Origin of the sequence: Pseudoalteromonas lipolytica (assembly GCF_001306915.1) — a bacterium.
Taxonomy (GTDB): domain Bacteria; phylum Pseudomonadota; class Gammaproteobacteria; order Enterobacterales; family Alteromonadaceae; genus Pseudoalteromonas; species Pseudoalteromonas simplex.
In genome coordinates, this window is record NZ_LJTC01000011.1 from 83742 (window position 1) to 109888 (window position 26147).

Annotated in this window: 22 protein-coding genes and 1 pseudogene; 9 read left to right on the forward strand and 14 right to left on the reverse strand. The window is 40.8% G+C overall.

Annotation, left to right across the window (positions count from 1 at the left end; genetic code table 11):
• Window positions 1-30: 30 nt before the first annotated feature.
• The gene (locus AOG27_RS15985) at window positions 31-1062 is read left to right on the forward strand and encodes a LacI family DNA-binding transcriptional regulator (RefSeq protein ID WP_054554006.1); all 1032 of its coding nucleotides are present in this window, start codon (window positions 31-33) and stop codon (window positions 1060-1062) included.
• Here AOG27_RS15985 and gtfA read toward each other — a convergent pair.
• Window positions 1059-2531, reverse strand: a complete 1473-nt coding sequence (gtfA, locus tag AOG27_RS15990) for a sucrose phosphorylase (protein WP_054554007.1) — start codon at window positions 2529-2531, stop codon at window positions 1059-1061. The genes AOG27_RS15985 and gtfA overlap by 4 nt on opposite strands.
• A 138-nt stretch (window positions 2532-2669) precedes the next feature.
• Between gtfA and AOG27_RS15995 the strand changes: the two genes are divergently transcribed.
• Both AOG27_RS15995 and AOG27_RS16000 read left to right on the forward strand, forming a co-directional pair.
• Window positions 2670-3890 carry an MFS transporter gene (locus AOG27_RS15995; protein ID WP_054554008.1) on the forward strand — a complete coding sequence of 407 codons (1221 nt, stop codon included), beginning with the start codon at window positions 2670-2672 and terminating at the stop codon, window positions 3888-3890.
• Window positions 3891-4042: 152 nt separating this feature from the next.
• On the forward strand, window positions 4043-6442 hold the full coding sequence (locus AOG27_RS16000) for a TonB-dependent siderophore receptor (protein WP_054554009.1): 2400 nt from the start codon (window positions 4043-4045) through the stop codon (window positions 6440-6442).
• A gap of 48 nt (window positions 6443-6490) precedes the next feature.
• Here the strand turns inward: AOG27_RS16000 and AOG27_RS16005 are convergent, their stop codons facing one another.
• Together AOG27_RS16005 and AOG27_RS16010 are read right to left on the reverse strand one after the other, a co-directional pair.
• Window positions 6491-7708: a sugar efflux transporter gene (locus tag AOG27_RS16005; RefSeq protein WP_235523709.1), complete on the reverse strand. Its 1218-nt coding sequence runs from the start codon at window positions 7706-7708 to the stop codon at window positions 6491-6493.
• 134 nt (window positions 7709-7842) lie between these two features.
• Window positions 7843-10341, reverse strand: coding sequence for a S8 family serine peptidase (locus AOG27_RS16010; protein ID WP_054554010.1), 2499 nt, complete (start codon window positions 10339-10341; stop codon window positions 7843-7845).
• 556 nt (window positions 10342-10897) lie between these two features.
• Here AOG27_RS16010 and AOG27_RS16015 point away from each other — a divergent pair.
• From AOG27_RS16015 to AOG27_RS16030, 4 genes are read left to right on the forward strand one after another with little or no spacing between them, the layout of a single operon-like run.
• The gene (locus AOG27_RS16015; protein WP_054554011.1) at window positions 10898-12412 is read left to right on the forward strand and encodes a curlin; all 1515 of its coding nucleotides are present in this window, start codon (window positions 10898-10900) and stop codon (window positions 12410-12412) included.
• Window positions 12413-12448: 36 nt separating this feature from the next.
• Entirely contained in the window at window positions 12449-12841 is a 393-nt protein-coding gene (locus AOG27_RS16020) for a curli production assembly/transport protein CsgE (RefSeq protein WP_054554012.1), read from the forward strand.
• A complete protein-coding gene (locus tag AOG27_RS16025) occupies window positions 12831-13256 on the forward strand; it encodes a curli assembly protein CsgF (protein ID WP_054554013.1) in 426 nt (141 codons plus the stop codon). The genes AOG27_RS16020 and AOG27_RS16025 overlap by 11 nt, the downstream gene beginning before the upstream one ends.
• Entirely contained in the window at window positions 13256-14029 is a 774-nt protein-coding gene (locus AOG27_RS16030) for a CsgG/HfaB family protein (protein WP_054554014.1), read from the forward strand. Before AOG27_RS16025 ends, AOG27_RS16030 begins: the two co-directional genes overlap by 1 nt.
• 149 nt (window positions 14030-14178) lie before the next feature.
• On the opposite strand, the gene AOG27_RS16035 is transcribed toward AOG27_RS16030, so the two are convergent.
• The 4 genes from AOG27_RS16035 to AOG27_RS16050 all read right to left on the reverse strand — a co-directional run bounded on the left by AOG27_RS16035 (window position 14179) and on the right by AOG27_RS16050 (window position 18917).
• Entirely contained in the window at window positions 14179-14877 is a 699-nt protein-coding gene (locus AOG27_RS16035) for a helix-turn-helix transcriptional regulator (RefSeq protein WP_054554015.1), read from the reverse strand.
• Between the two features lie 163 nt (window positions 14878-15040).
• On the reverse strand, window positions 15041-16549 hold the full coding sequence (locus tag AOG27_RS16040; protein WP_054554016.1) for a trehalase family glycosidase: 1509 nt from the start codon (window positions 16547-16549) through the stop codon (window positions 15041-15043).
• Between the two features lie 2 nt (window positions 16550-16551).
• A complete protein-coding gene (locus tag AOG27_RS16045) occupies window positions 16552-17808 on the reverse strand; it encodes an MFS transporter (RefSeq protein ID WP_054554017.1) in 1257 nt (418 codons plus the stop codon).
• A gap of 104 nt (window positions 17809-17912) precedes the next feature.
• A complete protein-coding gene (locus AOG27_RS16050) occupies window positions 17913-18917 on the reverse strand; it encodes a LacI family DNA-binding transcriptional regulator (protein WP_054554018.1) in 1005 nt (334 codons plus the stop codon).
• A 256-nt stretch (window positions 18918-19173) separates the two neighbouring features.
• On the opposite strand from AOG27_RS16050, the gene AOG27_RS16055 reads away from it, so the two are divergent.
• Window positions 19174-21432, forward strand: a complete 2259-nt coding sequence (locus tag AOG27_RS16055; protein WP_054554019.1) for a TonB-dependent receptor — start codon at window positions 19174-19176, stop codon at window positions 21430-21432.
• Between the two features lie 71 nt (window positions 21433-21503).
• Here AOG27_RS16055 and AOG27_RS16060 read toward each other — a convergent pair whose 3' ends face one another.
• Genes AOG27_RS16060 through AOG27_RS16070 form a run of 3 tightly spaced genes read right to left on the reverse strand, consistent with a single transcriptional unit; the run spans window position 21504 to window position 23145 of the window.
• Window positions 21504-22109: an SGNH/GDSL hydrolase family protein gene (locus tag AOG27_RS16060; protein ID WP_054554020.1), complete on the reverse strand. Its 606-nt coding sequence runs from the start codon at window positions 22107-22109 to the stop codon at window positions 21504-21506.
• Window positions 22109-22633, reverse strand: coding sequence for a DsrE family protein (locus AOG27_RS16065; RefSeq protein WP_054554021.1), 525 nt, complete (start codon window positions 22631-22633; stop codon window positions 22109-22111). The genes AOG27_RS16060 and AOG27_RS16065 overlap by 1 nt, the downstream gene beginning before the upstream one ends.
• 47 nt (window positions 22634-22680) lie before the next feature.
• The gene (locus AOG27_RS16070; protein WP_054554022.1) at window positions 22681-23145 is read right to left on the reverse strand and encodes a flavodoxin family protein; all 465 of its coding nucleotides are present in this window, start codon (window positions 23143-23145) and stop codon (window positions 22681-22683) included.
• A gap of 76 nt (window positions 23146-23221) precedes the next feature.
• Between AOG27_RS16070 and AOG27_RS21285 the strand changes: the two are divergent.
• A pseudogene (locus AOG27_RS21285) lies at window positions 23222-23365 on the forward strand (MerR family DNA-binding transcriptional regulator); the annotation flags it as partial.
• 92 nt (window positions 23366-23457) lie between these two features.
• Here AOG27_RS21285 and AOG27_RS16075 read toward each other — a convergent pair.
• The 4 genes from AOG27_RS16075 to AOG27_RS16090 form a co-directional block, all read right to left on the reverse strand.
• Window positions 23458-24306: an immunity 49 family protein gene (locus AOG27_RS16075; RefSeq protein ID WP_082389299.1), complete on the reverse strand. Its 849-nt coding sequence runs from the start codon at window positions 24304-24306 to the stop codon at window positions 23458-23460.
• Window positions 24307-24501: 195 nt separating this feature from the next.
• Window positions 24502-25188 (reverse strand): GAD-like domain-containing protein, encoded by a 687-nt coding sequence (locus AOG27_RS16080; RefSeq protein WP_235523710.1) that lies wholly within the window; start codon window positions 25186-25188, stop codon window positions 24502-24504.
• The gene (locus AOG27_RS16085; RefSeq protein ID WP_054554024.1) at window positions 25178-25522 is read right to left on the reverse strand and encodes an immunity protein YezG family protein; all 345 of its coding nucleotides are present in this window, start codon (window positions 25520-25522) and stop codon (window positions 25178-25180) included. Before AOG27_RS16085 ends, AOG27_RS16080 begins: the two co-directional genes overlap by 11 nt.
• Window positions 25523-25659: 137 nt before the next feature.
• Window positions 25660-26094, reverse strand: coding sequence for a hypothetical protein (locus AOG27_RS16090; protein ID WP_054554025.1), 435 nt, complete (start codon window positions 26092-26094; stop codon window positions 25660-25662).
• Window positions 26095-26147 lie beyond the last annotated feature (53 nt).

Consider the following 26147-nt stretch of genomic DNA (forward strand, 5'->3'; position numbering starts at 1 on the left):
ACAATTAAGTAAATCGATTAAGAAGCTACAATGACAAAGCCAAAAAGTTGGACGCTGAAAAGTATTGCCCAAGAGTTAGGTGTTTCAAATGCCACTGTATCAAATGCGTTTAACCGCCCTGATCAATTATCGAAAGCACGCCGCGAAGAGATTTTGGCGGCCTGTAAAAAGCTTGGCTATTTTGGCCCTAACAAGGCGGCACAATCGTTGCGCCGAGGCACCTTTAATATTGTTGCGTTAGTATTACCAGACAGCGTTGAATATATGATATCTGACCCGGTTGCTAGCAGCTTTATGCGCGGTGTGTCAGCGGTGCTCGAAAAAAATGGTATTAACCTTTTATTATTTTCAGGCAACAGCGATAACCTAAATAGCGTTGTCGACTTTGTAGATGGTTTTATTTGCTACGGCCGCCCACGTAATAAGCAACTTGTTGAGCAATTAAAACAGGTTGCCAAACATGTGGTAACGGTTGATTTTAATATCGGTCGCGATGCCTCAGTAAACGTAAACAACCAACAAGCCAGCTTTGATATTGCCAAACATGCACTTCACAAAAATGATGATCGGGTTGCTATTTTAGGCCTGCGTTTACTCGATAACGACGTATTATGCCGAGTATACGAACACCATGAGTTTGAAGCAGGTCAGTCGATTGCTCATCAACGACTGCGCGGTTATCACCAAGCAATCAGCGATGCTGGCATCACCCTGGGTGATGATAGAACATGGAATATACCAGAAAGCAGCGAGCGCTTTGCAAGCATTGCCGCCAAAGAAGCACTTAACAGTACACCAAGGCCAAACGTATTGTTATGTATGAGTGATTTGATCGCCCTTGCCGCCATGCGCGAAGCATTAAAAATGGGCTTATCGGTTCCTGAAGATGTCAGAATTGTTGGCTTTGATGGCATCGATGAAGGCCAACGATTTGTGCCAAAACTCACAACTGTTCATCAAAATAGCGAAGAAAAAGGCCGTATTGCTGCGACCTTGTTTCTATCGAAAGAGCAGCAAACAGCCGAAATCGACTATCAACTGCAATTGGGTCAAAGTAGTTAAGCTAAAAAGTCAGCCAAATCATCAATACTTTGTTCGCCTTCACGGTGATCAACAATGATCACTTCACGGCTAGCAAAGTCAACTTTTAACTCGATTGAGCTGGTATCATCATGCCAGCTTAAACGGCACACACTGCCTTCACCTTTAGCAATAAACTCACCGTTAAAAGCTGGATGCTCATTACGTAATTGAATCAGCTTGATTAAACCTTTCACCACAGGTTTAGCAAGCGCAGCATCAATGTCTTGCGCATTTAAATAAGGGCGATTGATATCACGACCTACATTGGTACGAGCCAATAATTCCATATCGTTCTCACAAGCGAACAGGCCACCATAATAAACTTGTGGAATACCTGGTGCGAAGAACTGAATCGCACGCGCTAATAAGTAATCAAAGTCATCTGCACCCAAGGCATTGTAATATGTGCAGTTTACTTGATATAAATCGACATTACTTGCTGCTGCACCAGTCGCTAGGCGGCTTTGCCCTTCGCTCTTTTCATGAATGGTTTCAACCAAGTTATCAATTTGCGCAGCGTCTAATAAGCCCGGTTTATCACCCATCGGGCCTGCGTCAATGATGCCAATGCCATCATGAGTATCAAGCACCGTTAAACAGTTACGCGGCGAAATAGTTAGCCAATTCAGTAATGCTTGCGCATCATTGCTAAACAAGCTGTGTAAAATAAGGGGTGGTAAAGCAAAGTCGTAAACCATATTTACACGCTTTGCGACTTCAACCTGAGTTTGGAAATGGCTGTGGATCTCGGCAATGGTTTCCATACCCGCTTCATTAGCTTGTGCCGAAAGCTTATTTAAATACTCAAAAGTTTCATCCAACATAAAGCAGTTTGTGCCAGCTTCTTTAATCGCATAGCCTGCCGCATCTAAACGAATAATATTGACATTATTATCAGCAAATTTGCCAAGCACCGTATCTAAATACTCGATACCCGCCGTTGATTTCACATTGATATCAATTTGGTTATCGGTAAAAGTGGTCCAAAAATCATAGGTTTGGCCGTCACCACACGCAATAGGTGTAAAGCAGCTACCTGGGCGCGGACGATAAATCGCTTGTTGTTCAGCCTCAGACATGCCATTTGGGAATACATCATCTTTGGTTAGAAATAAATCCCAAAATTCAGATTGCTTGCCTTTAGCGAGTACATCTTTAAATTGGAAAGATTGTGCTGAAACATGGTTAACAATTAAGTCAGCCATTAAGTCATAGTTTGCACCAAGGACTTTTATATCGTCCCAGCTACCAAGGCGCGAGTCTACTTCACTATGATCAATAGGATCAAAGCCAGCATCACTGCCATCAATCGGATTATAAAATGGCAACAAATGTACACCTGCAAACACATTGTTAAGTGGGCCATTTAATAAATTACTTAATTCATCAATACCTTGACCAGTAATACGGTCTGCGTAGGTGATTAATTGCACTTTATTGTTGATCATAATTGTTAATACCAAGTTGAAACTTAATCGATTAAGATATATCTTTAACCACGACAGCAAATTATTCAAGCAGTTTTTATAGTTTTTATACACTAATATACATAGTAAAGGCGCAGACCTTTCGGTGGGGATACAACAATGAATAGAACACACGATCCTTTGCAAACCATTAGATGGCTGACATACATGATGTTTTTTATGTTTGCGATGACCTCTGATGCGGTTGGTATGATCATACCTGAGCTTATCGAAGAATTTAATTTAAGCATGACCCAAGCCAGTGCTTTCCATTATGCACCGATGGCACTTATTGCTTTTAGTGGCCTGTTTTTAGGCTTTTTGGCCGACAGCTTTGGCCGCAAACAAACCATCATGCTAGGACTCGGCATCTTCACCATTTGTTGTTTTCTATTTGCTGTTAGCAGTAGTTTTAGCGTATTTGTAGTGCTGCTTAGCTGTATTGGTCTTGCTATTGGCCTATTTAAAACCGGTGCTTTGGCACTGTTAGGTGATATTTCTACAAACAATTTAGAGCACACAAAAACCATGAATTTGGTCGAAGGTTTCTTTGGTGTTGGCGCCATTGTAGGCCCTGCCCTTGTCAGCTTTTTAATCACCCAACAGGTTAGCTGGACCTACCTTTATGTTATCGCTGGGGTTTTATGTTTGATTTTAACCATAATTGCTTGGCGTGCAGATTACCCTAAACCTAAAAAGCTAGAAGAACACGCAAAACCGGCCTCTCTTGCAACCACCATGAGCATGATGAAAAACCCTTATGCACTGGGCTTTTCATTAGCAATTGCCCTTTATGTTGCAACCGAAGTAGCAATATACGTTTGGATGCCTACTCTACTTGGCGATTACGACGGCCCGTGGCAATTACTGGCAACCTATGCACTGACCTTATTTTTCATTTTACGCGCTGCGGGGCGGTTTTTAGCGGTATGGCTATTAAATCACTTAAGCTGGCAAGCGGCGATGCTGTATTTAAGCTTAGGAATTGCACTGTGTTATTTAGGCTTAATCTTCGGTGGCGTTGATTGGGCAGTGTTCTTACTCCCTTTATCTGGGCTGTTCATGTCGATGATCTACCCAACTTTAAACTCAAAAGGTATTTCTTGCTTTGCGGTGCAGCAACACGGTGCGGTAGCTGGAGTTATTTTGTTTTTTACCGCCCTTTCTGCGGCAGCAGGCCCATTATTAATGGGTGTGATCAGTGACTACTTTGGCCACATTCGTTACGGCTTTTATCTCGCAACAGGCTTCGCATGTTTACTGTTTTTAGCCATGCTATATAACTACTTACGTAACCCTGCTGAGCAAGCGTTAGCGCAGCACAGTGCATTAAGCCACTAAATAAAAATCGTTAAAAATCAATTATCGAACATAAATCGTGCAAGTTTTTCACTAAAAAGACTTGCACTGTGTAAAATTATTGTTATCTTAACTTAATCGATTAAGAAAACAATTTAGACAACAAACCATCTGGGATTGAGACGAGGCACATTATGACAACACACAAACATGCCCTTTATACATTAAGCGCGCTTGCATTAGCAGTAAGCCAAAACTTACACGCCGAAGAGCAAGCACAACCTGAGGCTAAAAAAAGCGGTCTTGAAACTATCGTTGTAACCGGTGTACCACGCCGTACAACCATCATGGCATCAAGCTCATCGGTTAGCAGTGTGACATTAGCTGAAATTGAAGTATCAACACCACGTTCTACTGCAGAAGCCTTCAGAACAATTCCGGGTGTACGTTCAGAATCAACAGGCGGTGAAGGTAACGCAAATATCGCGGTACGTGGTTTACCGGTTGCATCGGGCGGTGCTAAATTCTTGCAACTACAAGAAGATGGCTTACCTGTTATGCAGTTTGGCGATATTGCCTTTGGTAACGCAGATATCTTCATGCGCTTAGATTCAACAGTGCAAAGTGTTGAATCAATCCGTGGTGGCTCAGCATCAACTGCAGCAAGTGATGCCCCAGGTGGTATCATCAACTTTATTTCAAAAACAGGTGAGAACGAATCAGGCAGTGTATCAACCACTGTTGGCCTTGATTATGACTCTATTCGTACGGACTTTGAGTATGGTACTTACCTAAACGACAGTGTGCGCTATCACATTGGTGGCTTTGTTCGCCAAGGCGAAGGCCCGCGTGAAACTGGTTATACATCTAATAAAGGTGGCCAAATTAAGGCAAACCTAACGAAAGAATTTGATGCTGGTTATGTGCGTGTGTACTTTAAACACCTCGATGATAAAAGCGTAGGTTACCTACCTATGCCTATGTACTCAGATGGCGATTCAATCCCAGGTTTCGATGCGCAATCAGATACGCCGCATTCTGCTCTTTTCACACAAACTCTGCGTTTAAATGGTGATAACCAAATCAGCACGGGCGATATGACCGATGGTATGAACCCAGTTGTTACCTCAGTAGGTTTTGAAGCAGCATTTGATTTAGAAAACGACTGGCGCATCGAAAACCGCTTTAGAACGTCATCAGTAAGCGGTAACTTTATTTCTCTTATTCCAGCTGAAGTTGCAAGTGCAAGCTCTATTGCTTCTAGTATTGCTGGTGATGGTGCATCGCTGGTTTATGCAAATGGTGGTTCAGCAGGCGAAGCCTATGGCGATGACGATTTAGCAATGCGTATTCATACATTCGATGTAACGCTCAACGACATGGGCTCAATTGTTAATGATCTTAAGTTAACTAAGTCGTTCTCTGATGACACTAGCGTTACATTTGGTTACTTTGCATCAAGCCAATCGATTGATATGTCGTGGCTTTGGAACTCATATGTTATGGAGCTAAAAGGCGACAACGCGGCATTACTTGACGTTTACGCTGCAAATGGCGACAGCTACTCAGATAATGGCTTGTACGCTTATGGTACACCTTACTGGGGTAACTGCTGTCAACGTAACTACGACACAGAATACGAAACACGCGCACCTTACATTAACTTAGCCACTAAGTTTGGCGATTTAAGCATTGATGCAAGTGCTCGCTATGATTCAGGTGAAGCACGCGGTAACTACGCAGGTGCAGTAACATCAACAATTGATATGAATGGCGACGGTACCATCTCAATTCCTGAGCAAAGTGTTGCTGGTATTGATAACGCGAACCCAAGCATTGTTAACTACGACTGGCACTACAGCTCATACTCAATTGGTGCGAACTACCAAATTGATCCAAGCTTTGCGGCATTTGCCCGCTTAAGTAAAGGCGGCCGCGCGAATGCAGACCGCTTATTATTTGGTAAAGTAGACGCAGATGGCTCAGTTGCAGAAGCCGATGCAATTGATGAAGTAAACCAATACGAAATCGGCGTGAAAAAACGTTTTGATTCGCTATCAGTATTTGCAACTGCATTCTACGCAGAAACAGAAGAGCAAAACTTCGAAGCAACATCACAAAAGTTCTTTGACCGCGAGTACGAAGCAAAAGGTATTGAGGTTGAATCAACCTACTACATAGGTGATTGGGATTTCCGTGGTAACTTTACTTGGACAGACGCAGAAATTGCTAAAGATGCGTTATCGCCAGAGTTAGTCGGTAATACACCACGTCGTCAAGCTGACCTTATTTACTCATTAATGGCAACTTACAACTTTGACAAAGGTGCTGCTGGCCTAAGCTTTATTGGTACAACAGATGCTTACGCACAAGACAGTAACGACCTTGAGTTTGATGGCTACACACAAGTGAATGGCTTTGTAAGTTACAATCTATCTGAAAACTTAAGTCTATCGCTTAACGTGAACAACCTGTTCGACACCGTAGGTATCACAGAAGCAGAAGAAGGCTCAGTACCAGATAACGACATTATTCGTGCCCGTACTATCAACGGCCGTACAACGTCGCTTACTTTAAAATACTCTTTCTATTAATTACTCTCCTCCCTCGTTTTAGCCCAGTGTTTACTGGGCTTTTTGCGTTTATGTGTTCTTACCAACAGTAACAAGAGGGTGCTGTACTTGACTAGGTTGCTGCTCATTTCGTTTTACATAACTAAATAGTATTAAGCACCCAAGGGCCAAACTGGCTGCTAGCATTGAGCCAAGTGTTGCAAACCTAAAACTATAAAACTGTGCAACAACCCCAGTTGCCCCTGCCCCGCACATAACACCCAGTTTAATGGCGTTCGTGTAAAACGCTGAGGTAAACCCTATTCGTTCGGGGAGCTGATCTTGTAATACGGTTAAGCCAATGCCCGCAAAAATACCGTAAAACAGCCCATTCAATACTTGTAACGCGATCAAATGCCAAACTTGAGTGGCAAAAAACACTCCTAAATAAAATACAATGGCACAACAAAATGCCACCGCAAGCATCGCGACTTTACTGTATTTTTTAGCAAGCTTAGCCCCATACAGCATGATAGGAATTTCTAACAGCGCCACTACACCCATAAACAGCCCAGGCGTATGTTCAGCGAATCCTAGTTCAGTAATGCTATAAAGCGGCAGTGCCGATGAATACATAATATTGCCCGTTGAACCAAGCATAATAGCTAAGCCCAACAACCAAAATGATAAACTCGCTGCGGCTGCAGGCTCTGAGCCATTTTGTGATTTCTTAGCGCTGTAGTCAGGAATAAACTTAAATGCAAAAATAAGAGCAACCAAGGCACACACCGCAGCAAAGTAAAACGAGCGGCTAAACTCGCCTCCAGCGGCTAACAAATAACCAAGTGGCGGACCGCCCACCCAAGCAAAGGAAATAGCAGCACGTAAACGGGAATTAAAACTGGTGATGTCGATGTTCTGTTGACGCCCAGCCCATTGTCTTGCCACGGTCATCATTTGCGGAATTGCCGCATTACCCATCGCAAGAAACAACACGCCTGCGAGCAAGACTTGCCAAAATGCAGTAGCATTCGCAAAGGCCACTAACGCACACACCATACCCGATACAGCCACCATAAATAACTTTCGCGCACTGGTGCCTTTATCAGCCATGCTACCTAGCCACTGACTGATAACTAACCCCATAATGGTGACCGCCACCACATAAACACCTAAGTACATAGGGGGTGCTCGCAGCCCTTCTACAATAAATAAGCTCATCAATGGGTTAACGAATGCCCCCATTAACCCGGTTAGCATACTTAGAAGAATAAAAATTACACCATGCTGTTTCAGCAATGCTTTCACTCACAACCCCACATCAATACGACAAGTCAACATTTAAAGGGCGCATATTATACATTGTTGTAGTAGAAAACTCATTTTGTAATACAAATAAAAAAGCCCAGCGGGGAAACTGGGCTTTGTCGTGTGGAACAATGTTAGTCGAAGGACACTGTTACTGGGTTAGAACAAGTCGTTTCAGTTACACATACTTGATACTCATAGCTTGGCAACTCAGCCTTACGCTGTACATCGCGGTAGAAACCACGATCAGCGACTGTTTCAAGTAGTTCACCGTTACGATAAATGCTTACTTGATCGGCCACTGTTTGCCAACCTAAATCAACACGCATCGTACCTAATCGTGTTTTACTTGCACGTTTAACAGATAGCTCAATTTCGACATCAGATACCACAACCGTTTGTGTAAACGTATCTGTTTGACCTTCGCTATCGGTCGCAGTTAGCGTTACTTCATAGCTACCCGCTTGTGCGTAACTATGCATAGGGTCAGCATCTGTTGAAGAAGCACCGTCACCAAAGTCCCACGCCCAAGCAACAATATCATCGTTACTATCAGTGCTGGTGTTAGTGAAAGTGACATTTAAGCCTGATGTTTCAAATGCAAAGCCAGCTTGTGGTGGCTGCGGGCTTACTTCACCAATAGCGCTAAACGTCAGTGACCAGCTGTTTAAAGTACCCGTATCAGCTGACAGTACGTCTTTCACATTAAGTACCCAATCACCTGTCGCAACTTCACCATTAAAGTTTGCTAGCGAATAGCTTTGTACTAGGTCGTCGGCACCACCACCTGATTGGCTGTGTAGTGTAGCTGTTGTACCTTGCGGCGACGTTAATGTAACGATTAAATCACCAATGTAAGTATGAGCAATATCAATACTTGCATCCGTTGAGAAAACCGTCAGCTCATCTGCAACTGTAATGATTGAATCAACACCCGTGTCATTGTTATCTGGAATAGACACTGGTGTTTCATTTGAGTAAGTAAAGTCATTTAAGCCAACAGGGTTAACAAACAATGACGCACTGCTTTGTTTAGCTAGCTCGCCCGATGTTGCATCAACAACAAAACTATAGCTACCCCACGCTGTTGCCTCTTCTGTTGGTACAGTTAAAGTAACTACATCACCAGGAACCGCCTCAGTTTGCGATAGCGTTGCGCCCGCTAAGTCAGCTTGAAGTGCTAGGCTAACAACACCTTCCCACTGGGCGATTGAGCCAATTTCAAAGGTATAAGTTGCCGTTTCACCAGCAGTAATCTGCTGTGAACTTGGCGAAACCGAGATTTTGAAGCTTGGAGTCGGATCAGCTTGTTCTAGTGCCTGATTCACATTTAAACGATTGCCAGACACTGTTTTACCTTGTAGTGCTTCATTCTGGTCACCGCTATTCATTAGCAACTCTTTAAGTTCAAGCGCTGTTAAATCAGGATTAATCGATAGTACTAATGCTGCGGCACCCGCAACATGTGGTGTTGCCATTGAAGTACCCGAATAACTAGCATAACCATTGCCCGGTACCGTTGATAAAATAGCACTACCCGGTGCACCTAAATCAACACTGGTTAAACCCCATTGTGAAAAGCTAGACATGTTATCTCTGCTATCAGTGCTGGCAACAGATAATACGCTGTCGTGCTCGTAGTTTGACGGATAGTGAGGGTTTTGGTCATTATCAACCGCATCGTTACCCGCAGCAGCAACGAATAAGATATCAGCTTGTTCACTCGCTGTGATAGCATCCGCTAGAGCTTGGCTAAAGCCACCACCGCCCCAACTGTTATTTAGAACACGTAAATTTACGCCTTGATTCTTAAGATCAACCATGTAATCGATACATTTAATAGCGTCAGAAGTGGAACCGGTACCATCTGCACTTAAAAATTTACAACCTACAATCGATACTTCGTGGTTAACACCTACAATACCCGTGCTGTTATTACCTGACGCGCCAATTGTACCCGATACGTGAGTACCATGGCCTTGGTCATCCATTGGATCACCAGAGTCAGTGATAGCATTAATACCGTGAACGTCATCAACATAACCATTACCGTCGTTATCGATGCCATCTCCTGGAATTTCGCCTGGGTTGATCCATGCATTATCAGCTAAGTCTTCATGGCTGTAATCAACACCCGTGTCAATCACACCAACAACAACATCGCGACTACCTGTTGAGATAGACCATGCTTCAAGCGCATCGATGTCAGCATCATCTACACCACCTGTCTGACCTTCATTGTGTAACCCCCACAATGATGAAAAATCTGGATCATTAGGCGCACTTGCAATTGAGACTCGATAATCTGGTTCTACATATTCTATGGCGGCATGAGTTTGTAGACGCTTGATAGCTTCTTTTGTACTCATTCCTGCAATTTTAAACTTAGCTAAACGGCCAGATAAAATCGCTGAGTAATTATCATCAACACCATCTTTATTCATATCGCTGATTGTGGCTCTGACTAAGCTACGAGCATGAGCACGCATTGCTGCAGAAGTGCCCTTTTTATACATAACGAGTACAGAATCTTCACTTGCACCGACGAGAGTTGTTTTTGCTGGTGTGCTGATTTGCGCAGCACCTATACAAGGTAATAAGGCGAGGCTTAATACAGATAATTTAGTTTTCATATTTACTATCCATAATTAGTAATACTGACCGAATCAACATGATTCGACCACCAAAGCTCATTACTTCTGAAAATGATTATCACGCGGCATACCCCATAAATGGCGAATTGCAGATAACAGGCAAGGAAAAAAATTAAACAGGCAGCAAATCCATGCTTTTTTACCAATTTAGATTCTAAATTCAGATAAAAATCAGCCTTTTTCGTGACAAATGGAGCGTCAATTACCCGAGGTTATTTATCAAACTTTTTTACTGCTTTGTAATAATTCCTCATATCAAAACCTGATTAGATAATTATAAGATCATGAAAATAAAGAATTAATTAAAACCACAAAAACTGCTGATTTTATATTATTCCATATCTGTCTAAAGTGATTTTCTGTTAATTGCTTTATCTTTTCAGTGCATTTAACAATTTTGCTTCATTCACTTCTGATTGTTAGCGAACACTTGAATATCACGCAATTTAATCCGGCAAGGCATGCCGGTACATGGCCCTAAAAGCAAAAATAATATTTTAGGGCTTTGATTAATAATAATTTAAAGGAAATAATCATGAAGTTAAGAAAGTCTCTTCTTACCTGTGCAATCACCTTTGCACTCGGTTCAAGCTTTGCTGCTAACGCAAATACTGATGACAAAGCGCAGTCTAGCTCTGAGCTTGCTACTCAGGTAACAACTTTAGGTGTTAGCAACTCAATTATTCTAGATCAAGTATCTGTAACAGGTGTGGGTAATGAAGCAGTTATTACCCAGCAAGGCACTGGACAACGTGCAGAAACCGTCAGTATTGGTGACGGCAATATGGTTCAAGTAAACCAAGCACAAACATCTAACTTATCACTTATTTATAATACAGGTGATTTCAATGATGTTGCTCATACTCAGAATGGCACAATGAATGGCGCACTGTCTGAAACAGTAGGTAACGACAACGCTATTCGTGTTGAACAACAAGGTGCTGGCTTCTTTGGTATTAATAATGAAGCTATTAACACAGTTACAGGTGATGAAAATACAATTACTGTAACCCAAGGTGATGGGGGCCACTGGTTCTACAACTTCGATGTAGAAGGTAATAGCAACACAGTAAGCTCTGAGCAAGTTGGTTTATTAAATGAAGCTACATTTAATACTGTCATTGGTGATGACAACACGATTGAAGTAGCTCAAGAAGGCTTATTCAACGCCTTTACGTCAGATGAAATTGTCGGCAATGGCAACGACATTACAATTGACCAGACCGGTGCCTTTAACAGTGCAACATTAACTTCTGTTCGTGGTGATTACAACGAAGTTGAACTTGAGCAAGATGGCGACTCAAACACTGCGTTAATTGCTGAAGTTACAGGAAATGATAACGAAGTTAAATCAGACCAAGAAGGCAACAGCAATAGCTTTGAATCAGCGGTATTAATTGGTGACGGCAATACGTTACTTGTTAATCAAAAGCAAGATGGGAATACTGCAGGCTTAGATGCAATTGGCAATGATAACGAGCTAACGGCATTCCAAAATGGTAACGGCAATGATGTATACCTTGGTGCAATTGGCAATGATAATGAATTTGTTGCAAACCAAATTGGTGATGCAAACAGTGCACATATTGCTAACTTCAATGGCAACGATAATAACGTTGATATTGCACAAGCAGGTGATGAAAACACGGTACTGGTTCAGTCTTCTTATCCAGATACATCGCTATCTTCAAATGATAATGATATTGCTATTAACCAAGAAGGTAATCTAAATGAAGCCGCACTAACGTTTGCAAGTGTGCTTGATAGCAACAATAACCAGGTTGCTTTCACACAAGTTGGTGAACTGAATGCGATTGACCTTATCATGGAAGGAAGTAGCAATTCAGTTGATATTAGCCAAACTGGTTCTGAAAACTTTGTTGCAGGCATTGGTGAAGGCGCATTCTTGTTAGGTGGTGAAGGTAATTCACTGGTCGTTGTCCAAGAAGGTAATGCTAACCTTGTAGAAGGCTCAATGATTGGCTCTAACAGCACGGTCGTTATCACTCAGCTAGGTGATGGCAATATCGCGACTGTAACCCAAGAATAATCATATTTAGGGGGAGCCTTGCTCCCTCATTTCGCTATGAAATTAAATAACTTTCTCCGCATATGTTGTATCTTGCTTGCAGCTCAAAGTGCTGCTAGTTATGGCGAAGATCTCGAAATTGATGGTCTAGTACTCGATAGAAGCATTAGCCGATTTGGCCATCAATTTTATTTTGAGTTTGCCAATCTTTGGCGTGACTTACCTTCAACAGCTGGCTTTAATATCGAAATAAAAGAAACGGTATTACCTCGAGCGGGTACTCGCCTTGTTTTAAGAATGAACAACCAAATTGTGTACGTTACCTACCTAGGGCGTCGTTTAGAGCCATTAGATGAGCGTGTTAAACAAGCCATGTATAGCGTAATGGATGCAATGGCGCGTAACAAAATGCAGCAATCATCACCTGATATGGCAAAAAATGGATGGTAAAATGAAATACTTAACAACACTAATAATAATACTCTGCCCCCTCTACAGTTGGGCAACTGAACTCGTTTATACCCCTATAAATCCAAGTTTTGGTGGCAGTCCACTCAATGGCAGCATGCTGCTTAATAAAGCGCAATCCCAGAATAAACATAAAGCGCCAACAATCGAACAAACTTATGGTGAAAAATTTCAAGACTCATTAGAGCGTACCTATTTAAATCGCATGGTTCGTGAGATCACCGATATGGCGTTTGGTGATGAAATCGACGACAGTATTTTTAACGGTGACTCTATCTTCATGACAGGTGATTATGAAATTCAGATCATTACCAGTACTAGCGATTCTATTACTGTAAGAATAACAAATACTTCTGATGGAACAATTACAGTTATTGAAGTACCGAGGTTTGGATAATGAGAAGTTTAATCTTAACCACACTAATCGTAATTTTGTCGGGTTGTTCATCAATGGGCAATTTAATTCCACCGACAAAGCAACTCGCAAGTACACTAGAGCCAACAGAAACCTTTAAGGCATTGCAAGCACTTCCACAACCAGTGGGCAGCATTCCTGTTTCTGTGTATTCATTTCGCGACCAAACTGGGCAATACAAACCTCAAGCTAATGTCAGTTCGTTTTCTACCGCAGTGACCCAAGGCGCAAACTCTATTTTAGTGCAAGCATTACATGAATCAGATTGGTTTATTCCGGTAGAACGTGAAGGTCTACAAAATATTTTGACTGAGCGTAAAATTATTCGTGCCGCGCAAGCCGAAAACGACAAACTGCCTGAACTGCCACCGCTTACGACTGCAAAAATAATCTTAGAAGGCGGTATCATCAGCTACGATACTAATATTAAAACGGGCGGTATTGGGATGGAATACTTCGGGATTGGCGCATCAGAGTTATACCGTGAGGATGCAATCTCAATTTATTTACGCGCTGTCGATGTTCGCACAGGCCAAGTTTTGCTATCCGTTGCGACAAGCAAAAAAGTGCTCAGTCAAGAAATGCGCGCAGGGTTCTTTCGCTATGTCAGTTACAAGCGTTTAGCTGAAGCAGAAGCCGGTTTTACCGACAACGAGCCTATGAGCATCTGCGTAACTCAAGCAATAGAAAAAGCATTAAGTGATCTTGTACTAAAAGGTATTAACAAAGGTATTTGGGCTGCAAAAGCGGTCTAATTGAATTGTGGCGCTGAACATCACAGCGTCACACACTTAAAATGAACTGCCGACTTTCGTCACCAAAAACTACTACTAACCATGCTAGAGCTAAGCACTGGGTAAAATCACTCTCCTTTAAACGCAATACTTACACCTTTGGATTATAATCACTGTGTATTTTGTAAAGACAAACTCACTGCCATGTAGCTTTGTGCCCAGTTAGCTAGTTCTACGCGATTACGTGATGATGTTTTCTTAAATGCGCTGTAAAGATGGGTTTTAACCGTATGATCGCTGATGTTTAAACGCTCTGCGATATCTCGATTACTCGCGCCTTGTGCAAGTAGATGAATCACTGATTTCTCGCGTTTAGTTAGTAAGCTGAGATCAATATCGTTATTTACCGAATCATTACTGGCACTAAATTGACTACGAGACATAGCATAAAGCATGTGATTAAAGGTTGTAGAAATACTTTTACGACTAAAAAATAACTCACCATTGATCACTCTCACAAGCCCTGAAAAAATATCTTCAGGTGATTGCTCGGCAAAAAACACGCCTTTAATGCCATTTAAAAGTAGGTTCTTTTCACAGATGGCGTCAGCATCTGCATTAAAAATAACCACTGAGTTTTGCTTAGCAAGTTGTACTAATTCTGCTGGTAATAGGTCTTTCCAATCGGTGTTAGTGCTATCTATCAGATAAAGATCAAATTCGTCGCGCATCGCATCTTGGGGTAAGCTTGTATCTACTTTGACGCGGACAAAGAATGCATCAAGCATCTTGATCAAATATTGATAGCTTTGACTACGGTTTTGCAGTTTTGGTTGTGCTTTTAGAAAAACAGAAGTTGGTTGAATCATCTCATTTCTTCCTTGAAACATTTTATTCACAATACCCAATTTGGATACATGATTCAACCATTTATAACCCTTTATTTTAGTAATTTACAACATCACCAATCCATTTAGATGATTAGGCGCGCGAGTTAACAAATTGTAAATAACCATACTCACATCTCCCCTTTTACAGTGAGTCATTGAGCAGTTTGTAAAAACGTGATGTTACACCGTTCGTCCAACCAAACCCTTGTTGTACTGTGTATTCACCGCCACCAGCACGACTTACCAATTCACATACATTGTATTTTTCAAGAAGACACTTATCCTCAGCAAAACGCATTTCGATCATACTCAACCAATTTTTCATGACAGCTTCAGCTTCGCTGATAAAGCCATAGTCAAGCAAACCCTTAACAGCAAACCATTGCAGAGGTGCCCAGCCATTAGGGCTATCCCACTGCTGAGGAGTATTAGATAATGTTGTAACTAACCCTCCAGGTTTTAAAAAGTCACTCATTAGTTTAGTTTTTACTTGCTGAGCTTGCTGCTCAGATGCAGCACCGACAAATAAAGGTACAGCCATTGCCATAGAATCAATGGGACTTTGCTTATTTAAACGAATATTAAAGTCTCTATAAACGCCTTTATCATTGTCCCAACAATATTGATTAATTGCTTCTAGTCTAAATAATGCCAGTTCAGCAATTGCTCGACTTTTATGCTCTTTGTTAATTAAGCTGTAAAACCTTTCTAAGGTCTTTTCGAGGTTATAAACTAAACAATTTAAATCAATGGGTACTATATTTGTTGTTTCAATACTCTTCAAATCACTTGGCTCACTGAGCCAGCGACTGCTGAAATCCCACCCTGATTCACAGGCAGCACGAATATTTTGAAAGTAACTCAGCTGCTGATCAGCTGAAAGATTTTGCGCATCATGCAAATCTTCTTTCAACGACTCTGGTCGTGGCGAGCGGGCGCTATCCCAATATCGATTTAAAATAGCCCCATCAGACATTTTAACGACACGCTTAGTAGCTTGTTTATCGTCAACTAACTCTTCACACCCTTTCATCCAAAACTGATATTCAGCTTCTAATGCCGCTATCGCATTTTCTAGCCAAGAAAAGTCTTTGCGTTGCTCATATTTAGTCTCCCATAATAGCGTAACCATCAAAGCTAAAACGGGCGGCTGAGACCGAGAGCTGTAATAAACTCTATTTCCATTTGGAATGCAGCCATTGCGCTTTTGCAAGTCAATAAAATTATTAACCATGGCTTCAATGGTTGCCAGGTCGCCTATGTCCTCAAGGCCTAATGCTGTAAAGTAACTATCCCAGTAGTAAATTTCTTGAAAACGTCCACCAGGAACAATGTAGTCAAACTGTAGAGGCATCAAAGAGCTTGATATATCACTATCGGCACTGCGATGCAGGTGCGGCCATAGATCGAGTATATACTGGTTTACCGATGTCGTATTGAGTTTCGCCATTGGTATAGCTTGGTTGGCGAATGAAAAGTGCGACATAACAAACTCACGAAGCTTTTCACCTTGCAAAGGACCTACTAATTGGTATAACTCACTCGCACTCTGCCAAGATAAATTGGGGACTGCATCTGCAAATGTTTTAGAATCAGCAAAAATTTCTGCCATTTGCACATCTTTAAATAGCTGGCTATTAACAAAGTTCATAATCATTCCTTAATTGCCTGACGTGTCAGACCATTTTCTAAAACAAGCGTCGCTTTTTTAAACGCCGAAACACTTACTAACAACAGGACTATTGGCAGCAAAGTTAAATAAAAGGCGTGCTGGCCACTAAACTTATCGAACACAAAGCCCGTAATTATTGAACCCGTGGTGCCCCCTAAAGCCGAGAAAACAACGATTAAGCCAGTCATCGCAGCATGTTTATGCTTTTCTAAAGAACTCAGCATGACTGAGTTGAGTAAAGGGTAAATAGGTGCCATAAAAAAACCGACTAGAGGCAACATATATGCCGCAAAAGGCACATCAAAAATATTTTTTACTTGGCTGCCATCAACATCATGAGTAAGAGGTAAAACAAGTAAAATCAACAGCCCCATTGTAATCAGGCAAGTCAATAACATCTTGAACCAACTAATAAACCTAAGTACTTGCCCAGCAACCAAACGGCCAAGCGCTAACGCTGCAGCAAATAAACTAGCGAGCTGAATACTGACATCAACGGGGAGTTTTAAAACTTGATTGTTAAAGGTAGGCAGCCAGGTACCCACTCCTTGTTCAATTAAAACGTATAAAAAAGCACTAACTACAAAAATAAGCACTAAGGGTTGGTAAGTTAATTTCAGCATATCTAAGAAAGCGTCTACTTGTGACTGTTTCTGGTTATGTAACTCAGGAGATTTAATTGGCGCTGTTAAAACAGTAAAGGTAGTCACTAAGACGATCGCTGCTAGCATGTAATATACATTCAACCATTCGTTACTTTGGGGGTTATTAGCATCGATGAATAATGCGAAGATCCAGTAACCCGATAACACCCCAAGCATAAACACTCCTTCAATAGTGTTTAGCAAAGACGAATGTTTGTTCGCGTTATCAGAAAGTTGACCAATAATTGAGTAAACAGAGATTTTCACTACAGCGAAACTACAACCAATTGCAGCAAATAATGCTTTTAGCACCCAAAATTCAGCAATGCTTGGCACCAATAAACAAAGAGCCGACACTAACAATAACGCACAGAGCATCGCGATTTTGTAGCCTATCCTTGGAATGAATGAAGCGACTAAAAAAGACATAATGGCAATGCTCAAATCCTTAAATCCCTCTAAAACAGAGGCATCCGTCTTGCTAACATCCAGGCTATTAATTGCTTGTAAAATAACAGTGCCTACACTATTGAGCATAATTGCAAATACAAAATAGCTGCTTGCTAACGCTATGGTAATTCTTAATGAAGCCATTTAACTATACCGAAAGTAATTTTTACTCAGTCTAGTTGAGTGGAATTTCTTTTGCAAACGTTTGCAATAACAAAATACACAATTTATTCACAAAAAACCGAGCTCTATTTGCTAGATTGTCGATTTATCATTTCAATTTCAACAACTTGGGAGTTAACTTTTTGGCCTGCGAGTTGTGCAAGTAGTTTTTCAACCAAAATAATAGAGGCGCGCTGGGTATTTTGCTTAATAGTTGAAAGTGATGGATGACTAATATCAGCCATAGAAATGTCATCAAATCCGATAAGACCAACATCATTTGGTATACTGATGTAGCGTTCTTTAAGGGCCTTCATAGCGCCAAGAGCGACCATATCACTGCATGCCATAATCCCATCGAAACAAAGCCCCTTATCTACCAGTAACTGATTTATACCCTGATAGGCAGCTTTACTCGTGATATCGATAGACAGTACATTTGGCGTGGCTTTTGCCTTTGAAACTGCATCTAAGTAGCCTCTGTAGCGTTCACCAATTTCAGCGTGAGCAGGATCGCCCAAAAACAACACATTTTTTGCACCGTGCTCAAGTAAGCGTTCAGTGGCTAAACGGCCTCCCAAGTAATTATCACTACCAACTATAGGGTAATTACTTTCTGTTTTTGGATCTCCCCAAACAACCAATGGAACACCCGCATTTGCAGCTGCCTCAATATTCGCCTGGCTTTTGCCTTGTCCGACAACAATCAAACCATCAGCCCGACGGCTGTTGATGAAATAATTGACCCAATCATCACTTGCCATAAATGAGTTAGAAAGTAACAGTTCGAGGCCATGCTTATTCAGTGCAAGGTTTATTTCGCCAACAAGTTTCAGTAAAAAAGGGTCATTAATTGATTGTTCTGTGTCACCATCAAGATTGATCATCACAGCAATCACATTGGTTTTTTGCGTTCGAAGACGGCTTGCAGCAGTATTCAGACTAAAGTTGTGTTTCTTCGCTAAACGCTGAAGCTTCTGCCTAGTTTCTAGTTTAATCAAAGGGTTATCATTAAGTGCTCTTGACACTGTCGAGGTAGATACACCTGCTAATTTAGCAAGATCAACTAATTTTAATTTTTTATCGTTCATGGCAGTAACACAGTAATCCTTAAACTGGGATAACAATATAGCATTTTTTTAAACAAACAACTGCTTAAAATTTTTTATTAAAAATCAATAACAAAACCAAGTTAACTGGAAGAAACCAAGAAAATTGTGAAAAACAGTTACAAAATTGTTTGCAAACGTTTGCATAAACTTCTATGGTTTAAATAGGCAAAGCATTAACAATTTTTTAAAATCTTGTTATGCAGTGTACTTAACAACAGATTAGTGGGAAAAAACTATGGCAACAAAACACACACGAACTGCAATTGCATCCGCAATTCTTTTAGCAATGTCAGGCCAAACTGCTTTTGCTGAAGAGCAGACACAACAGGCAGCAGAAGAAAAAGTAGAACGCATTATTGTATCTGGTACACCAGGTGGTGTAGGTGTTCGCAAAATTGACGCTGGTTATGCCGTGACGAATATTGATGCTGACCAAATTGTTAAACTTTCACCTAAAAGCACCGCGGACTTGTTTAAAGCTGTACCTGGTGTTTGGGTAGAAAGCTCTGGTGGTGAATCAGGCGCGAACGTATTTGTACGTGGCTTTCCGGGTGGTGGTGATGCACCATTTTTAACAATTAGCATTGATGGCTCTCCTATCTACCCTGCTCCGACGCTCTCATTTTTAGAAAACTCTTCTATTTTCCGCCTTGATGAAACAATTGAGACAATGGAAGCACTTCGCGGTGGCCCTAACCCAGTTGTTTCAAACGGTCAGCCCGGTTTAACAACAAACTTCCGCTTAAAGCGCGGTAGCGAAGATACCGAAGCTATTTTTAAGTACACAACATCTGATTATGACCTACAACGTATTGATGCGATGGTAAGTGGTGAAATTTCTGAAGATTTTTACTACATGGTAGGTGGTTACGTTAAGAGTTCACCTGGTATTCGTGACGCAGGTTTTACCTCAGAAAAAGGCAATCAATTTACGATTAACCTTACAAAGGTGCTAGACAATGGCACCATCAACTTATACAGCCGTCATACCGATGATCACGGTGCGTGGTACTTACCTACGCCTTTAAATGTTGAAGGTATTGATGCTGGCTACACACAACTTGGCACTCTAAATCGTCAAGCAACTATATATACTGGCCCTAACAATGATGAACATCAAATTGACTTAGGTGAAGGGCGCGGTTGGAAAGGTCATGTATCTGGCGGTAGCATCAAGCTTGAATTTGATAATGGCTGGCAGTTTGTAGATCGCTTTAACTTTACTAAAGGTGATGCAAATACCTACGGCCTTGTACCAGCAGGCTCTGCAACAACATTGGGTGAAGTAGCAACTAATGGTGAAACCGCAGCAGGTGCAGCAACAGGCACTGTTTATGATGCAGATACACCAGTACAACAACTTGGCCGTTGGGTTGTATTAAAAGAAATTAGTTCATTCACTAATGATCTTGCCTTTTCTAAAGACTTTGGTGACCTGTCTGCCGCATTCGGTTATTACACAGCAAGCACATCTGCAAACGACTGGTGGAGCTTAGGAAACGCTGCTTATCATGTACTTGAAGCAGGCGGTGAGATGTTAAATGACATTGAGTGTAATGCAAGTACTGAAGGTTGTGCATGGAACTACGATATTAACTCGACAGGTGATGCACGCACCAATGCGTTTTACTCAACAGCTCAGTATAAAATCAATGATGCATTCACACTTGATGCAGGTATTCGTTTTGAAAATCACGAAGTAGAATACACTGTAGATGAAGGCCTAGATGGTGTTATTACTAAATCTATCCAGTACGATGAAAGCAAAACATCATGGACAACAGGTATTAACTACTCAATTAATGATGATATGGGTGTATTTGCACGTGTTAACCGTGGTTATAAAATGCCTTATTTCGATGATTTTCGTGATAACTACGGCGCTTACCAAGGCGGCGAAAAGTTAATCAAAGAAGTGACACAGGCTGAATTCGGTTACAAGCTTTTGACCGATAGTACTGATTTTTATGCCACTTTATTCACGAATGAAGTAAAAGGTGACACTTTTGTTCGTCGTCCAGGCGCCCCTGCTGAAATTTTAACAAATGAAGCATACGGTATTGAGCTTGATTACAACTATAACCACGAATCTGGTTTCTCAGTTAACTTAAACTCAACACTGCAAGAAACTGAGATCACAGAAAGCCCGACCAACGAAGGCAACGAAAGCCAACGTCAGCCAAAATGGCAAGTACGTGTTACACCGAGCTATGACTTTGAAGTCAGCGGCATGTATGCAACTCTATACGGCACAATTTCAGCAGTTGATGATCGTTGGGGCGACAACGAAAATACTGTTACATTAGAAGGCTATGAAAAAGTTGACCTAGGTTTAATTATTGAGCCTATGGAAGGTATTAAAATACAGTTAGCTATTGATAACTTAACTGATGAACAAGGCATTACCGAAGGTGATCCTCGTAATGCTGATGCACCAAATGGCCGTTATATTATGCCTCGCACCACGCGTTTAAGCGTAAGTTATGAGTTTTAAACTCTCCTAAAATCCCTTGGTTGTAAGTCAATCAATACCCAAGCCACAGTGTTTTACAACCTGTGGCTTTTTTATTTGACTATTAAGCGCAACACGTGATCTGCTATAGACTTATGCGATTCAAAGGTTAAATGCACTCCCTCTTGCAGGCAAGGAGTGGCTAAAGAAGTTAAATCTAGAAACAAAGCCTGCTGCTTCGCACACACTTCAGAAAAAGCTAGCTTTAGCTCACCACATTTAGCATTCGCTCCTGCATAAATAGATTTATACGCGCCAACCTCATACACCGCTGGCGGGCTTAAAATTATTATTTTGGGTAATTCACGGTGCCGATAATAGTTTTTTATATCTAAAATAAGTGCTTCTAGTGCGTTGGCAATATCAGCAGCCGACAGTGCAAAACGGCGCTTTAAATCATTCGTGCCGAGCTGAATAACAATCACATCTAAATGATAAGCCGCTAGGTAAGGCTCTAGGTATTTAATGCCCAGTTTATTACCACTAAAAGGTGGGTCGTTCACCAGTGTACGATTGGGCTGGCCGGCTTCAATAACTTGATAGCCGGCACCTAATTTAATACCCAGTAAACTAGGCCAGCGCTCATCGGCTGCAAAGCGTTTACCATCGACCGGCGAAATGCCATAAGTGTTTGAATCACCGAAACATAAGATATTCATTAGAATGGATTCAGTGTGTAACCTTGTTGCTGCAACTGTGCATGAGCGGTCATCGCCGATAACGCCATTTGCACACCAGGAATAAGCTGTTGCTGTTTTACCTTCATGTGCGTTGCAGACTGCCCACACACATAAACAACGGTATTATGCGCTAACAATTGAGAGATCAATTGCTGATTTTTATTGTCACTGGCAAAGCGCTGTTTATAAAAACTGTTTTCCAGTACATCAACACTTGCGCCACCATGCACAACCAAAGCAAGTTGAATGTTCTCAGGCTTCACACCATGGGCTATGTGCATATTAATGAACCGTGCTAATGAGTTCATATTGTTATTCTGCGCCCCTTTTTCTGCCGCATCAGCTACATCAAATGCCACTTTAAAAACCGTTTGTTCAGAGATTTCTGCATGGTTTGGCACGTCATAATAATAACCAAAACCTTTGATCGCGGGCTCAGCTTGCTCTGCATGACTAAACGAAGATAACAAGGCTAAAGAAAAACCTAACAGTGTTGATTTCATAAAAGTTCCTGTTGCTTTTTACTCTAGCCTACCTTGTTTAAACGCGTTTAACTAGCATCAATATGTTGATGTGCTTTGAAGGTCATGCCTAAGTAATTAAAGGTGTTTTTAAACATCTCGATAAACGCGTTAGGTGCGTGAGCAGACCCTGCATTTGAGAGCAATGAAAACTGCTTTTCACGCAGTGTTCTCAGTTTTGGCCTGAGTGCGTCATCATCCATGTAGTCAGTGATCCGGTCTAAAAATGCTTTAAACTGCGGTGTGGTGTTATACCAATACACTGGCGATGCCAGTACCCAGTGTTGATAATTCAACAGCGCTTCAAATACCGCATAAAAATCATCATTTTTATATTGCTTATCGTAGCAATATGGCGAAATAACATAGTCATCTAGACATACTACATCGCCGCCATATTGGGTTTTATAATCATTAACTTGTAAGCTCGTGTTACCCGTTTTTCGTGCACTTGAATAAATAATTACCGTGTTTGTTGTTGGTTTTTGTTGCATGACTATCACTCCTTTTTTATGATGTGTGCAGCGTAAAACCTCAAGCTAACTTTAGGTCAACACCTTGGAGCAAATTATGTCAGATAAAAAACTTATTGATGCAAACCTAGCGGTTGGCTTTGTGGCAAAACGCAGTGGCGTAAAAGTTTCGACCTTGCATTTTTATGAGTCAAAAGGGCTTATTCGCAGCTGGCGTAAAAAAGCTGCGCAAACCAACTACGGTTAAATGTAGTCAAACACTCATCATTTGAAATGCGTGCTTGTTTGTTTTTAGGTTTTTAAGGAGTTACTTTTAAAGCTTATAAGTGAATATTAAAAATAGGTTCCTTCGATTAAAAAGCGAGGTAGTGAATCACTTTCAACCGTTACAGTATTACCCATATCTCGCCACATACATGCCATGCCCAACAGTTGAAGAGGTAAAAATGATTCAACTGGGACAGTGTCTGGATCACTTGCATTTATCCAATATTTTTCTTGTAGCTGAACATTTTTTGCAAGCGTTTCATTGAAGTCAAACCCAATGTCGGTGGTGAGTGCTGCAAACGTTTCTAAATACCCCATTGCTATGCCTAATGCCCAATCGTTACCTTGATCTACTGCCATTTTCATACACTGGTTGAGTAACGATGGATAATTATCTTGCCTGTGATGGAAAGCTTGAAATACTTCGACTAACTTATATGAAACAGGCCCTGCTTTTGTGGCACTTTGTTTCATAATTTCAACGGGGAAGTTCGCTAAGCTATCCATACTTTCAGAATCGCGCGTGATCACAGCTAAAAAATAGGCATCAAGCCACTCCTCGGGGTTTGCATAACCCGCTTCGAGCATACCTTTACCGTTCCAAGTCACTGCAGGTAAATCGAATATCTTAAACATTATGTCTTGCTCGGGATGCTCTGCGAGCTTTAAAAAAGCTGCGTACATTTTAGATGCATAGCGTAAACCTGATGCAGACTCTTTTTCTATTTCATTGGTTTGGACTTCCCAAGTGAGCCAACGTGAAAAACTAATATATAAATTTGAAAAGCTTAACAAATTATCTCTTCGCTTTATTATATTTGTAGGAATTTTTTTCATTCTTCTCTTTGGAGATTCTAGCCATTCGTCAAGAGGTATACTTTCAAACTTAGATTTGTAAATTCTTTCTATTTTCATTTGTTAACCTATTAACTCCCTTTAATCGATATCAAATTCTGAAAATTTAACTTCACTAACAGAAGAGTTATTATTTGTTATAGGGCCCCAATATATAAATATTTAATATCATTAGCACTCGATGAAATAGCTTGTTTAATTCACCAAGGTGATACTCTATTGATTACTTACTTGAAGTGATTAACCGCTACAGCGTTACTTCTTATGTAGTTCATTAGACATAGCGACAATATCAGCCATTATGCGTTTCTCGCCCAATTCAGCGAGAAAATTCAAATGCTCAATCGCTTTTACTTTCTGCAAATTTTCAAGCTTATTCACACCACCAAGAGCCAACGCAGGAACGAACGCATACATTTCATCGGCTTCTAATGGGCCTAGGTTTTTTAATGCTTGCTCAAACAAAGGTTTTTCGTTAATGTCTTTTTGATCAAATGACTCTTTACTTTGAACTGCAAAAAATAAGTCAATTGAACGTTCCTCCCCTCGCTCCTTTAATTTTTCAGAGTAATCTGTAGGGAAAATCATGCCAAAGTTTGAATTAACATCTATACTCTGACCTGATGTCTTCCCCCAAACAATTAAATCTCCAAAGGCACCGCGGCCAATAACATAATATTTATCTAACCCGTTTTTTTCACGTTCAGCGAATTCGGTGCCTTCAAGCCAAGTTTGTAAAATTTCATGGTAATCCTGCGGGTTAACCATCCAAAAAATACCATCACCCCAGCCACTAAAACCATACTGTTGCCAGTATTCCAATAAGCGCTCAGGGAGCTTATCTTTAAAAAAGTCAAGTGTCTCTTGTGTTGGCATTGTCGCTTTTATCGCGGGACCAAATCCCGCATAATTGTAAAAGTTATCGAAAAATTTATTCATCATTCAGTCGCTCTATTTCATCTGCCAATTCTTGACCCCATGAAAAATCAATATTGAATTCACCTGTTGGCTTTAGATTAAATACAGCACGATTCCACTTGTTCGAATCATTTTCAGTCATAATTTCATGCAGTTCTTCAAAGCTATCAAATAATGTATGTTTGATTCTAAATTGAATACTGGGCTTATCATTTTCATTCTTCGCGTACAGTCCTTTAAACTTAGTTGAATCTCCATAATATTCGACATACAAGCAAGCTTCTGTCCATTCATCTTGAATTTTTCCAAAAATATCTTCGGCTATTGATTGATATATATCATTTATTGTATTTGCCATAATTAACCTTCAAGTTAAATCTTAAAATTTACAGTATCTAACTCGTCATCAACTTTGTGCTCAACTACGAAATTGTAAGGTTTCTTACGTATTCTTATAGCAGCTAGCATCAATCCAGCCGCAGGCTATTCCTCCACCTATAAACGGTGACACTCAAGTGGAGAAAAATCTGTATTTTCAATCTTAATTGAACAATTCATATTAACTACATTCTGACCCAACAAAGAGAGTTCTAAATCAAATGTCAGAGTTTGTGAATTAACATTCAGATTGTAGATATCTAAAAATGTTAATTTTTTAAAATCATGTGTCACCTTTAACGCTTCATCATACACGTTACATATATTCTTTCGTTTGATAAGCGCATTACTACCCGCTTCTAAAATCTCTAGTCTTAAACAAGGGAACTCGCTATCAGGATGAAACTTAAGCCAACGAAACAAATTGTCATTGACCCTTTCTACATTCATCTCAATAACATCAAGGCTAACATACGTTTTGTCATCATCACTTAAAGCGTCAGTACAAGAAAAAGTAAAAATCAAACAAATGCTAATAATCAATTGTTTCATCATACACCTAAGTATTTATTTAATACGTGCCTAGTTTTTAGGTTTTTAAGTCG